At 28.9% G+C, this 13,466-nt stretch carries 17 protein-coding genes; 3 read left to right on the top strand and 14 right to left on the bottom strand.

Going from position 1 to position 13,466, the window contains the following annotated elements:
* Positions 1–450 precede the first annotated feature (450 nt).
* From ACJDU8_RS24055 to ACJDU8_RS24045, 3 genes are all read left to right on the top strand, one after another.
* Positions 451–912, top strand: coding sequence for a GtrA family protein (locus ACJDU8_RS24055; protein ID WP_406794717.1), 462 nt, complete (start codon positions 451–453; stop codon positions 910–912).
* A gap of 1,085 nt (positions 913–1,997) precedes the next feature.
* The gene (locus tag ACJDU8_RS24050) at positions 1,998–2,645 is read left to right on the top strand and encodes a hypothetical protein (protein WP_406794716.1); all 648 of its coding nucleotides are present in this window, start codon (positions 1,998–2,000) and stop codon (positions 2,643–2,645) included.
* A gap of 386 nt (positions 2,646–3,031) precedes the next feature.
* Positions 3,032–3,466: a hypothetical protein gene (locus ACJDU8_RS24045; RefSeq protein WP_406794715.1), complete on the top strand. Its 435-nt coding sequence runs from the start codon at positions 3,032–3,034 to the stop codon at positions 3,464–3,466.
* Between the two features lie 504 nt (positions 3,467–3,970).
* Here the strand turns inward: ACJDU8_RS24045 and ACJDU8_RS24040 are convergent.
* The 14 genes from ACJDU8_RS24040 to ACJDU8_RS23975 form a co-directional block, all read right to left on the bottom strand.
* The gene (locus tag ACJDU8_RS24040; protein WP_406794714.1) at positions 3,971–4,225 is read right to left on the bottom strand and encodes a DUF370 domain-containing protein; all 255 of its coding nucleotides are present in this window, start codon (positions 4,223–4,225) and stop codon (positions 3,971–3,973) included.
* A gap of 20 nt (positions 4,226–4,245) precedes the next feature.
* Complete coding sequence (locus ACJDU8_RS24035) at positions 4,246–5,190, bottom strand: hypothetical protein (protein ID WP_406794713.1); 945 nt, start codon at positions 5,188–5,190, stop codon at positions 4,246–4,248.
* A gap of 396 nt (positions 5,191–5,586) precedes the next feature.
* A complete protein-coding gene (locus tag ACJDU8_RS24030) occupies positions 5,587–5,832 on the bottom strand; it encodes a hypothetical protein (protein WP_406794712.1) in 246 nt (81 codons plus the stop codon).
* A gap of 13 nt (positions 5,833–5,845) precedes the next feature.
* Entirely contained in the window at positions 5,846–6,031 is a 186-nt protein-coding gene (locus ACJDU8_RS24025) for a hypothetical protein (protein WP_406794711.1), read from the bottom strand.
* 184 nt (positions 6,032–6,215) lie between these two features.
* Complete coding sequence (locus tag ACJDU8_RS24020; RefSeq protein ID WP_406794710.1) at positions 6,216–6,647, bottom strand: hypothetical protein; 432 nt, start codon at positions 6,645–6,647, stop codon at positions 6,216–6,218.
* Between the two features lie 424 nt (positions 6,648–7,071).
* Entirely contained in the window at positions 7,072–7,464 is a 393-nt protein-coding gene (locus ACJDU8_RS24015) for a tautomerase family protein (protein ID WP_406794709.1), read from the bottom strand.
* A gap of 512 nt (positions 7,465–7,976) precedes the next feature.
* Positions 7,977–8,219, bottom strand: a complete 243-nt coding sequence (locus tag ACJDU8_RS24010) for a cupin domain-containing protein (RefSeq protein ID WP_406794708.1) — start codon at positions 8,217–8,219, stop codon at positions 7,977–7,979.
* Between the two features lie 101 nt (positions 8,220–8,320).
* Entirely contained in the window at positions 8,321–8,629 is a 309-nt protein-coding gene (locus tag ACJDU8_RS24005; RefSeq protein WP_406794707.1) for a GNAT family N-acetyltransferase, read from the bottom strand.
* Between the two features lie 121 nt (positions 8,630–8,750).
* Entirely contained in the window at positions 8,751–8,921 is a 171-nt protein-coding gene (locus ACJDU8_RS24000) for a hypothetical protein (protein ID WP_406794706.1), read from the bottom strand.
* Between the two features lie 51 nt (positions 8,922–8,972).
* On the bottom strand, positions 8,973–9,662 hold the full coding sequence (locus ACJDU8_RS23995) for a hypothetical protein (RefSeq protein WP_406794705.1): 690 nt from the start codon (positions 9,660–9,662) through the stop codon (positions 8,973–8,975).
* Between the two features lie 16 nt (positions 9,663–9,678).
* Positions 9,679–10,068 carry a tautomerase family protein gene (locus tag ACJDU8_RS23990; RefSeq protein WP_406794704.1) on the bottom strand — a complete coding sequence of 130 codons (390 nt, stop codon included), beginning with the start codon at positions 10,066–10,068 and terminating at the stop codon, positions 9,679–9,681.
* A gap of 545 nt (positions 10,069–10,613) precedes the next feature.
* Positions 10,614–11,078 carry a VOC family protein gene (locus ACJDU8_RS23985; RefSeq protein WP_406794703.1) on the bottom strand — a complete coding sequence of 155 codons (465 nt, stop codon included), beginning with the start codon at positions 11,076–11,078 and terminating at the stop codon, positions 10,614–10,616.
* Between the two features lie 5 nt (positions 11,079–11,083).
* Complete coding sequence (locus tag ACJDU8_RS23980; protein ID WP_406794702.1) at positions 11,084–11,797, bottom strand: MBL fold metallo-hydrolase; 714 nt, start codon at positions 11,795–11,797, stop codon at positions 11,084–11,086.
* A gap of 42 nt (positions 11,798–11,839) precedes the next feature.
* On the bottom strand, positions 11,840–12,517 hold the full coding sequence (locus tag ACJDU8_RS23975) for a metallophosphoesterase family protein (RefSeq protein ID WP_406794701.1): 678 nt from the start codon (positions 12,515–12,517) through the stop codon (positions 11,840–11,842).
* Positions 12,518–13,466 lie beyond the last annotated feature (949 nt).

Below are 13,466 nucleotides of genomic sequence, written 5' to 3'. Positions count from 1 at the left end.
TAAATTTAACTTCATATATTTACAAATGACTTATTTATTCTTCTTCAATGGTATTTATTAAATATTTTTATTAAAATCGGGTACGGCAAGATTCATGCAAAAAACAGCCATAAGGCATTTACTACCATTTCAGATGAACTATAAGGCAAAAATGGTAATACTGTTTTGTGGCTGTTATGACGTGAACTAGGAAAATGGTTCACCAATTGCCTTGCAATGTTGTGAATTGTATATTTATAGATTAATCGTATATTACATTTTTCCCTTCATCACTTAACTTTTTTAAAAATGAAAGCATATGTTTTACGAACACCAATTTTGGTAATTTTTACTTCTTTACCACGTATACATAAATGTTATAGCTCATTAACATATCTGCCACATAACTGTAACAAAGTAAACTTATAATTATAAAATAAATAATTACCTAGTTTACAGGAGGTAAACTATATGACTATTGTTAAAAATATTTACAATACATTTATAAATAATGAAAAACTTAAGCATATCACTAGATTTGGTTGTGTAGGATGTTTAAATACCATACTTGACTTTGCAGTATTTTGTATACTAAATAGCTTATTTGATATTAATTATGCTATAAGCCAAATACTATCTTATTCCAGTGGTACTTTAAATAGTTATATTTTAAATAAGTTTTGGACTTTTGATGATACAAAAACCGGTAAGAAAACAACAAATGAAATTGTTCAATTTATTATAGTTAACTCTGCCTCTCTAGGCGTAAGTTTAATATGTTTAAGTATATTAATGAAAGATGGTTCTATAAATTCTTTTTTTGCAAAAATTATTTCAATGGTATTAGCCCAAGTAGTTAATTTTTTAGGATATAGATTTTGGGTTTTCGGTAAAATTGTGAAATCAGTACATCTTGCTAAAAAGGCAGCATAAATTTCATCTTGATCTTTAATATTTAATCGCAATACTTGAAATATTCAGAATAATATTGTTGTATTTTAATTCCTGTTATGTTATAATAAATTCAATAAGTAATATAAATTCTATTATAGTAAATCTTAGGATATAAAGAATAATTTTCACAAATCTACAATTAATGAAAGTAATGTGTAATACCCCATAAATATAATGGGCAAATTCAGGTAGAAAGGGTGAATTGTATTCGAATAGAATCAAGTGATAAAGTGGGATTTACTTAACCACCAGCTAGTGTCATTTAGCTAATTGGTGGTTTTAATTTTGTTACAATCTTCTTTAATTATATAAACTATTCAAAAGTAAAAAAGCAAGTCATTTCCCTGACCTGCTTCTCAATTAAATGTTATATAAAAATTTCTACATTATGTTATTATATATAAAAAGTTGGCGTTTGTAGAAAAAAGATGAACTTTAAAAATGACTAAATTTTATTCTTAGATTGGAACTACATTTAGACTATACATCAAGAATTAATTATAAATAGATTCTTAATCCATTTAAAATATCTCTATGTATTGATAAATTAAAACCCTATAATTTTTTATTTAAACCTCTACATACATTGATATAACTAACTTTCCATGATAAACGCCAATAAACATTAAAAAGCTTGTATCATTCTAACCTAGTTATATCAACAGTTACAGCCAATTTTTGCCTTAATGTAATCGTATTTATAATAAAAATAACCCTCCGTTGTGGGTACATGTAATTTTTCTGATATGTAAACCTTATAAATCAATCTTAAATTCAGTTTAATTTGCCACAATCATATATTTAACTTTATATAAAAAGAGAAGGTAAAACACCTTCTCCTTAAATATTAACTATTATATATATTTCCCCATTCATCTAATTTCTCATAAAAATTGTATTAAGAATTCCACATTTCATCGTTTTTCACAAAATCTAAAATATTTATTACATGAGTTTCACATCACTACGTCATCTAATGGTCATGATTTCCAAGTATTATTTTCTTACAGAGTAAATCAAACAAAAAAACTATCATATAATAAAAATTTTAGGAGGTAATCAAAATGATAAAAATGAAGTACAAATTAATTTCAGCTGTAATGCTTGCAGCACCACTATTGGCAAATACAGGAATTGCCACAACAGTCCATGCATGTGCTAATACACAACCTATAAGCTATAGTCAAACTCGTTACTCTTTTACAAGTTTTCAAGCTAAGTTAGATTCTTTAGTAAAAGCAGGAGTTATATCCAAAGCTCAAGAAAAATCAATATTGGCTCAGTACTATAATGGTAAAATAGGTTCTAGAGCGAATTTAGACGCTCAACTAGATGCTTTAATCTCATCAGGAGTTATACCTCACAGTAAAAAAGCACCAATATTAAATGGATTTACTGGTTGGGGTTCTAATTGGTATATATCAGTACCTAATAGTGGAGGACATAATACTCCAACACCAATAAACCATAATACTCCTCAACCTAATGCAACAAACCCTGATAAGAATAACTCGAAACCTAGTGGTTCAAAAACTAATGCCTCAGTACCTGGTGGAAACAAACAAAATGTTTCAAAACCTAGCGATTCAAAGCAGAATGTTTCAAAAACTAATACTTCAAAACCTAGTGACTCAAAACAAAATAACCCAAAAGTTAATACTCCAGCAGCAGTCACTCCACCTAGTACTTCAACCAATAATTGTGGAAAATAAACTTCATTGGATAGCTTATTGTTAACATTTTTAATACCTTTTAAATGGAGATAATCTCATATGTTTATCTCCATTTTTATATTCTAGATATGTTGATTTTACTGGGTTTCTAAATTACTATAATCAAAAATATCTCATTTAAGGTACTTTAAAATCCAAAAGGTACAAATGCATACCCAATAATTCAACACACCTTAAAACGACTCTATCAATTTAAAATCCTATATTTTATGGTTTTTCACAAAATTTATATTTTTTTCTACAGAAATTACATATGTTTCACATCGATTCGTCACTAAACAGTCATGTTTTTTAAGTACCATACTTGCATAGAGACAAAAGTCGTCTAAAAACAACATATACTATGTATAATCGGAGGTACAAAAATGCTAAAGAACAAATATAAACTAATTTCCGCTGTAATGATCGCAGCACCACTATTAATAAATACAGGAATTGCTACAACAGTCCATGCGAATCCTAGATATGCAAATCCAGCCCCTGTAAGTTATAATTCATATTATTACACTTTTGCAAATTTCCAAACTAAACTGGATTCCTTAGTATCAGCAGGAACTATAACTCAAGCTCAAGAATCAATAATATTAAATCTATATTATAGTGACAAAATAGGTTCATATTCAACTTTTAAAGCTCAACTGGATGTTTTAGTAACAGTAGGTACTATAACTCAAAGCCAAGAATATTCAATATTAAATGTATTTACAAGTTGGGGTTCTAGTTGGGAATTACCAGCACCATCTGATCAATTTGGACAAGGCAACGGAGCACCTAATGGTTCTGGACAGCATGGTTTCTAAGATTTGTAGTATTTCATTTTTAATATTTTTAATAGGAATAATCTTATACGGTTATTCCTATTTTTATTTAACTTATATAGTTCTAAATATCATATTTTAATCACGCCGTTTCAAACAATCAGGATAATTCTGGATTGGTTCAAGCTTGAACCAGTTAACATATGCTTATTATATTTCTAAGTAAGATTCCATAATGAATTCACAAGATATAAATTACTAGAATAAAAAATCTAATATAATGCAATATAAAAATTATAATCTTATAGTAATCGTTTTCCGCAAGACCTTTAGAAACCTCTAAAACAATCTAACTGCCATTGATTTTCACATAAGTTAACGTGAACTCCATCATATTATCTTATATTCACTTCCACATATCATATGTACATAAATAAGTACATATCCATTCAGAATATTCAATTATGCATTTTTTAACAATTTTATGTGACTAGATGTGATTAAACCACTTAAAACTCACTTTTTATTCCCTCCTATCCTCTACATCTAAGCTCCTACCTCATTAGATTCTTTTTGTATTCTCCTTGCAAGTGTCTTTGTATTTACAGTACTTAACACCATAATACCACTTTTTAACAATATTACACTTCTTCTATTTCTACCTCTTGTAATGTCTATTAGCAACCCCTTTTCCTTAGCTTTTGCTATTTTCCGTTTTACAGATACCCCATCTGTTGAAAGTATCAGTTGTATTTCCTCTGCCACTATTAAATTATCGAATCCTATATTTATTATCCTCATAAAATTTCCTCCTGCCTTGATTATTTTCTATTCACACCTTTGGAATATACAATGGAATTTGAAGTAACAACAGAAAAATTTAGAAAGTATTCTCCTTCATCCAATAAATATTCATCTTCCCTTATAGGATATTTATCTAAATTTCTGTAAAATTTATCACATCTTTTATGTTCCTTAAATATCGTATTGGGTAATGACAAATCAAGTGCAAAGACCTCTGATAATAAATCTAATCTAATTGAAGTCTGTAGTTTGCCATCAGCTCCTACAATTATTTTGTCCTTAAGATTGTATTTCTTTATAGCTTCTTCAAATAGCCTATAGCCACTACTATTAATTTTCTCTTCCATAAATTTAATCAAATACTCATATCCCATTAACTTTAGGTATTTATCTTGAATACTCTTAAAATTAACTTTTCGAATTTTCTGTGGAATGAACAAACTATCTATACAGCAAAGAATCGTTAACATTTCTTCATCCCAATTACCAATATCTAAATTATATAGGCTCATAATAGTTAATAAAGTGGAACCAGCATATTTCCTATAATATCCATCTTTAAGTCCATTATCCCCTAACCTAGTTACATTGAAAATATTATTTATGTTAGCACTGTATTGATTCTTATATTCTATGTCTTCCTTAATTAGCATACAACAATGGTTATCGAAACACATTGTTTGGGTATCAAGTGCTACATCAACACCTATCAGTTCATCATTACTTAATTCATTTGTAACATATATTTGCTGGCAGCTACATTTGTATTCATGTTTATTTATATAACTTTGATTAAAGTCAATAAAATAATTGGCCTTATTTTGCTTTCCAAATAAATGCTGCAACAATACTATGGATGCCCAGGAATCTATATCATCTGACATTAACCAATCAATCTTTCCTTTCTTCATTTCTTCTTTTTTAGTCCAAGATGGAAACTTAGATTTTAAATCTGCATCCATCAATAATTTATCTTTTTGCATAAAAAAAATGATGTAGCTATATTACTACACCAACACTTGTCTGCTTTCTATTATGTCTTATATCTATAATTAAGCATTTTTTAATCTCCTTCTTGTACTTATTTTATGTATTATTTTAAGTATCTCCACTGAAGTCTTAGCGATTTTATTGTAACTACGTATATATGTACTTGCTAAATCCTGCCCAAAAGAATTGCAAACACCAATCAGTCTACAATCTACAAGGTAGGCATATTATTAATAGCTACCATCTATCCACTTCCTTCCTTATTATAAATTTTTCTTGTAACTCCATAAATCTTCTCCTTTCATTTTTTCATTTACTACGGTTTTCAAGGCAAAATCTGCTTGATAAAATCCATGTTTTATCTATGATTATGAGGACATGGTAAGCTTCTCTATACCCTCGTAAGCTAGTAAATATCTATCCTTATTTTCCAAATGTAGTATCATTTCATGCGGGTATATTTCTGCAAAAATAATTTCTTTTAAATCTACCTTATTTTCATTTTCATCATATATAATGTGTTCATCAGTAACATTAAAGTTGTGATCATACAATCTGCCATCCTCATCCTGTAGATTGTAGATTATTTTTTCCATTTTGTTTTCATTGCCCATATTCGTTTTCCTCCTAAATCGTCTTATTTATTAAACCTTCAATTAGTTTCAGTTTTTTATCCAATAGTAAACGTCTACCTTTTAAAAATAAACAAATACTTGTACACGATAAACCAATTTTTTCTGCAACAAAATTATTTCTAACTCCATTTTTCACTAAATAATCCTTTAGCTTATTCTTTACACTTTCATTTGTCATATTTTTACTTATCACTCCTTCACTATATTCTCATATGCAATATTTTGGTAATTATAATTTCTCTACCCTATTATCACAACTTAGTAAAAATAGTTTTCATTAAAACTTTATTATCTTTTTGCTTACATTTTTCAACCATGCGTGAAAATAAAAATATGGAGAGTATCTAGGCCCTCCTACTAAGCTATTCTTGAGCTTTCACCCCTTTATATTTCTTACCAAATAAAACAACATCTCCAGCTTCATCCTCTTTTAAGACTTCTATTTTATTAGATAAAATTTTAAAAGAATCAACAACTACCTGCGTTTGAGCTTTATATAAGCATCCTAATAATAACATTTCATATCTTTTTATTTCTTCATCTTGTTTTATCTTGATTTTTGCTTCTTCCTTATAAATTCTTTTAAGTAAAGCCATCACTGTAGCTGTAGTTACTTTTATTTTCCTGATTTTATCTATTACTTCATCCTTCAAATTCTTTATAATTATATTCTTTCCATCCTCTTCCGATAACCTAACTTTGTCTATTTCTGTATCTAGATTTTTTACCAATTGTTTTATAGCACTTATTTGATGTCTATTAGCATCCTTTTTCTTATCATTTTCAAATAGCACATCCTTTATAGGTATCGTTTTAGTATGTTTGGCATGAGGTAACTTAGCATAATCTTATATGCTGTAGTGGCCTTTAAATCGCCCGTTTCAACCAAGGATTGTAATTCTGGTATTAGTTCTGTTAGTTTTTTATATCTTTCAAGTTGCTTTTGGCTTAAATTCAATTGGTCAGCTAAATCAGATTGTGTTTTGCAATCCGAATTATTCGGATTGGTGGTGTCTCTTTCATGCTTAATTCCATAAGCCCTTTGGCAATATCTTCTTGGATTTTCAAGAGGTGATTTTGCACTCTGAAAACTAAATACATTAATTGTAGGGCAAATAATATATAATAAATTATCTTATGCAAGATGGAAGTAAAAAAAGGATATTAACTTTAATAGTTACATCCTTTACTTAAAAAATAATTAAAAGCCTCAATCTCTTATACTTCTATTTTAAAACCCAAGTTAACTTCGTTTGCTGGCTTACCGCCTCTAACTCCCCAATTTTCTAAAGGTGGTTCGTTAATAACTATTGCTATATCATTGCCATCTATGCCAGGGTTCGCTCTCAAATTAGTTACAATTTCTCTGTATAACTTTCTTTTTGCTTCAATACTTCTACCCTTAAATGCAGTTATTTCAATAAGTGTACATTGGTCTGTTTTTGCCGGTGTTACCTCAAAATTTTCTTTATCTAGTTCATATAATCTCTGCATCCTATCATCGTCAGGAATTTTAAATGCTTGTACTAGTGCTGAATGTACTCCATCCATTATTGCTTTTTTATATTCAGCAGTTTTTCCTTTAAATATTTCAATCTTAACTAATGGCATAGGATAACCCCCCTAAATAATTTTATAAATACTGAACCTTGGTGGAAATTGAAGTATATTTTTCATATTATTGTATCATTTCTTGTTTATCATGGCAAACATTTTTACTGTTATACCTTTTTTACATAAATTATCACACCCATACATCCTTTTTTGTTTAAAATGTTTAAAAATAAAAGAGCTCCTAATAATCTAACAGCTCTAATAGACTTATTCTGCTATTTTACAGTGTCCTTTAATGAATATGTGAGTGTCATTGAACAAATGTTTATTATATGTAAAGCAATTAACACCTATCCTTGAAAAAGCTTGTTAAAGACATTTTATTTATTTTGGTAGTATAATATTTCAAGTATGTAGAATTGAGTAATAGTATAAGTATATATCTTACGCCTCCCTAATATTCACTTAATGATACACCTAATCTATTACCTTCAATTTACGTACTGCCTTTTTAAAAAATAATAATATACAATAGCTAACTCTTGGTAAAAAATATCTTTAATAACCTACTATTTTTCCGTTTGGATTGTCGTTCCAATCATTTTTAACAATTTATCTGTCTCATTCCATATAGAGTAAACTTTTGAGCCTGGTACAATTATAGATTCATTTATACCCACGTTAATTTTTTCTTCTCCTATTTTTATTGTTGCTACACCTTCCACTACTATGAAAAAGTGGTCGTGTAAATGGGTATGACTCGGCTCAGGGCCACCTCCATGTGGTTCTATATAAGCAACATAACAATCCAATATTTTACCTTTAATCTCTCCAATTAACTTTTTGCCTTGAAGTCAAAATGATTTGACGGTGTAATAAATCCATCCATAACTTCATCACCTTTCTCACAACTTTATAATATCTTTCTAAAATACTCTGCTGATTTTTCATATTTCATGGCACTATAAAAATCAGCTGCCCTCCTAGTTGCCAATGCAATCAGTCTTGAATCTTTTAATTTAGACCATTTTTCAAACTCATCCATAAGCATTTTCCCTACACCTTTTCTCCTATATAGTTCATCAACCATTATTTCTTCTAACCATGCCACTTGACCATTTGCATAAAAGGTAAAATGAATGAACCCTAAGCAATAACCAATTATTTGTGCATTTACTTCAGCAACAAGCAACAACGCAGAATCATCACTAATAATGTGCATAATGGACTGACTAAATAAACTGTATTCTGCTTTAAAAGATGTAGAAAACACCTTAACTAAATCGAATATGCCTTTAAAATAATAGTTTTCCTCTTAACTTTAACTCAAGATTCCAACAACATTATTCAATTTTATAAGGGCATTCGGTATATATTATAAGTGCTGGGGCTGTCTGCCCAATAGTAATTTTAAAATAGTCAGCACCCTCTTGTGCAGTATGAATTAGCTTATCATGATGAATGAATTCAAATTTAAAATTATTTTCCACTAAAAGACTTTTTATTCTTTCCATTGTAAAATCTCTCCTAACTAAAATTATATTTACCTACAATATGTTAAATATTTACTGCACTTTGATTACTAACATTTCATTTCCACCTCTTACAAATTCATAATCTACTTTTACTATTTTAAATTTATATTTGGAAAAGCATCTATCTCCTATTAACCTGTCAACAAACAGAGATTTTTTGCATTTTAAATTAACCATTGGAAATACTCTTATTTCTTTTGATGTTATTCTTATTAACTCCTTAATAACTTTTTTATGAAACTCATAACTCAAATAATCATCATACATAAACAAAAAATGTGATACAAGAGCCATATCAAACTGCTTATCTTTAAAATAGCTTTTAGGATACTCAATATTAACATATCTCGCCCCTGCATTTTGCTTAAAATCCTGAATAAATGTCTTATATGCTTCTTCCCGGTGTTCCTTTAAATGTTCAATGTCCTTAAAATACTGCCACTTATATAAATCTTTAACCTCTTCCATTTTTAGCATTGTTATCTCTAAATCTTTTGCACACTTTTCTTCTATTTCATTAGCTGAAAAACAATAAATTCTATCAGACGCAGTAATGTCGTATCCTAAAACCCTGGCTTCTGCACAAAAGGAACTAACACCTGAAGCTACATCTAATATTCTCTCATTTTTATTTATATTACTAATATTAAACATCTTATAATATTCATTAAAAGTTCTTCCTATTAGAACAATATCATTTAAATCCAATTTCTTCTCCATACCATCCACCTCAAAACTATACTTTAATATTGTAATTTAAGCTCAGCTCGTCTCCTGGCAATCCCCTTATCCCCCAGTTATGGTTAGGAGTTTCAAAGATTGTTATTTCAATATCATTAGGCATAATATTTAGTTCCTTTTGGATTCTTTCAAATAAAAGCCCTATTAACTTTTTCTTCGCCTCAATAGTTCTTCCTTCAAATATGCTAATTTCAATTATTGTATATCTCTCTGTTCTACCTTTTTGAAAATAGAAATCTTCTCTGTCTAAAGGAAAAAATCTATGGAATCTCTTATCTTCAGGCATCTGAAAAGCATCCACTACACACGAATGAATAACCTCTGATAATTTTCCCTTAATATTATTTAAGTTATCCTTTAGACCATATACTTTAATTTGGCTCATTTCTTAACCTCCTAAGTTTGTTTACTTTAAATAACCATCATCATTTTTAAAGCCATAAGTTTAACATAAGTATCATTCCTTCCATAAATAATTTTACAAACAAAAAAGCCACTTCATCCCTATATGGGACAAAGTGACCATTATGCCACCCATATTTATTTTTTATACTAATGTAGAAAATAGCAGTTAAAAAGTTCTATAAAATAAAAAAACACTTCACCCTAATAAGGGCAAAATGAATATTCTGCTATACCACCTTAATATAAAACAGTTCCTCCAGGTACAGATATTACTCGATACCCTGTTCTTTTAACGGTGAACTATCCGTTTACTGCTACTATTATTTCGCATCACATCTCGGAGACCCATTCAATATAAGTTACAGTATCTGGCTTTCACTATCCCAAATTCGCTTTAACTAAACTCCTATATTTACTACTTCTCTTCATTGGCTTTTAATCTTATTTTTTACATCATATACCTACTCAGGTAAAAAGTCAATATACCACCTAATATTTTTTCCTATCTACATGTGGGATGATGCATTACAAACATTGTCTAACAAATTCAATGGGATGCTGAGTACGCTTTGCTGTCTCTTCAACTGATAATCCTTCATTTAAAAATCGTTTTACTACACTTTCCATACTTTCTCCCACTTCTATGATATGCATATCTGGATCATAAAATCTAATGACCCTTTGCCCCCAAGGATGTTCTATTAACTTATGGATATACTGTATTCCATTAATATTCTCTAGCCTCTCTACAAATCTGTCTATATTTTCTTCTTCAAAATATAATTCAAAACTATTTGATTTCATTACTATATCATTTCGATTTATAGTAATCATATCGGCAAAATGTGATTTTAGTTGTATGGAGAAATTGCCCTCATACACTATATTTTCACCAAAATCATATTTTACTTTTTGATTTAGTACATTTTCATAAAAGTTTCTTGCAACTTCAATATTGTTAACAACAATAAGTGGGCACTTAAATTTCATTATAATTAGTTATATCTACCTTTGTACTTTGCATATTCCTTTTCTAAAAGTCCTCTACTATTTTCTGTGCCATGTCCAGGAATAAATAACAAGCATCCTGTATCTAATAACTTTTTCCAACTACTAACCATAACTGCTATATTTTCTGCATATGGTGGAAATACTGAGCTTTTAAAAATTCCAAACATTGTATCACCAACTAAGGCTATTTTATTATCTATAATTACACTTATTGAACCAATTGAATGACCAGGGGTATGAATAATATATGCATTAAAGCCCAAGTGTATCAAATCAAAATTATCATCAACAGTAATATCGTAACCTGCTGGTTTGTATTTATAAAGTTTTCTCAGTCTCTCTCCTAATATTCTTGTAATAAGAACAGTTATCGGATTTGTTCCTCTTATTACTGGATTATTTCCACTTTTCACAAAATCTCCTTCATTCTTGTGAACAATTAAATTAGTTCTATAACTCTCCTTTATTTTACATGCATTTTCAACATGGTCAAAATGAGTATGAGTTAATATCAGTGCAGCCAAAGACTTTTCATCTACCCCTATTTTATCTAACTTATTTTTTAACTCTGTCCACCTATTTTTTCTTCCAGTATCAATTAATAAATACTTATCTCTATTAGAAACTAAAAAGGAATTACTTCTTCCATTTAAGATTTGATATACCTTTTGTCCACTTTTTGTAGTCCAACACATCATATAATTACCCATCCTATTACTTTTAGTAACACTTAAATGCTATCACTTTATCCTAATAATTTTCTCATACACTAAAGTATGCTTCTCATCTATATCTATATCGTCATGGAAGTGCCCAAAATACCAATGCTTATAATTTAACTCAGTTTGCAGCATATTAAAAAAAGTATTAAGCGGATTATTCTCTTTAATCCAGCACATTTGTTTCATTATTTCTATTGATGCTGTGTGAGTGATAACAAAGTCAACGTTCCAATTATTTTTATCAAGATTATCTAGAGCTTCTTCATATTCATCTTTGGATGGTAATTCTTCTCTCCACCACGTTTTCCCTTCTACTCTATTATATTTGTCAATAGATTCTCCTCCACCCATGGCAAAGAATTTAAGCCCAGCTATGTTAAACACTTGTCCTCGTATTAAATGAATTATACTATCAGAAATTCTATGTATTTTACCACCATTCCACTTAGTTACAGGATATTTATTAAGTAATTCAAAATTTTCGTGATTTCCATCAACCCATAAAGTTGTAAAATTTTTCTTTTCCAGCCACTTTCGCCAGTTTAGCTCCTCAGTACTATTATTCCAAATCCCTCCAAAGTCACCGCATATAATGACATAATCCTCTTTTGTCATGCTTTTCTGTGAGTTAAAATTATCTTCGTCTAACTTTTCTATATCCAATGGTATATGGGTATCCCCCGCAACATAAATCATATCTATGACTACCTTTCAGTATATTTATTTGGCACTACCGGACGATTATTTATCTCAATATCCATATCTATAAATCCTTTTCTCTGTGCCTCTCTGAGAGTCTGTTCCATAGCCTGCTTGAGTGCAGAAGCTTTATAACTGTGCTTATATTAAGGTTTGTCATTAATAAAGTTAATACTCCACTAGTCTTTATCTACTCATCTTTCACAATTCTTTCTATGTATTCATAAAATCGATAAAGAAATATAAAAAATATCCCCATATAAATATAGAATAGTAGATATTTTGTGTTGTGATAAAAAGTTGACCTCAATATAGAAACACAAAATATTACAAGTCCTAAATTAAGCGAAACTGTTAAAATCAACGTTAGAATCCTATACTGCTTTTCTCTATTCAAATGCACACTTCTCACTCTCTTTATCATAAATGTTATTTCTAGATACTTAGATTTCTTATTAACTCTTGTTTATCACTTACATTAATTTTTTCTAAAGTTCTTTTCTCATATCTTCTATCTATAATAAGTCTAACAACTTTATAGAATGCACTTAAACAATTAACTTGTTTTAAAAATATGAAAAAAATAATAATATCTCTAATTATACTATATATTATTACTCTTCTCAGTGTAGAAAATTTAAAAGAATGTGGAGATAAGAAAATACCTAGATTTTATAGAAAAAAGGACATAAAAGACATATTAAATCTTTAAAGCATTATGAAAAAAGAACGTGAGAAAGAAACAAAGTCCATAAATTTACCGGCAAATTCATACAAATAAAATTCTCATTTTATTAAAAATTAGTATGAATATTTATTGCAAAAAATAAAAAAAAGCGTACTAATAATACACGTTTTTCACATTCATGTGGTACTATGTCAAGAAAAAGTACAAATTAAAATGAGAAAAACCCTAAGTTATTTCCATATTTTAACTTGCTGTGGA

The organism is Candidatus Clostridium eludens (assembly GCF_045310515.1).
GTDB lineage: Bacteria > Bacillota > Clostridia > Clostridiales > Clostridiaceae > Clostridium_B > Clostridium_B eludens.
Note: the sequence above shows the minus strand (reverse complement) of the source record. Positions and strands in the feature narration are given on the sequence as shown.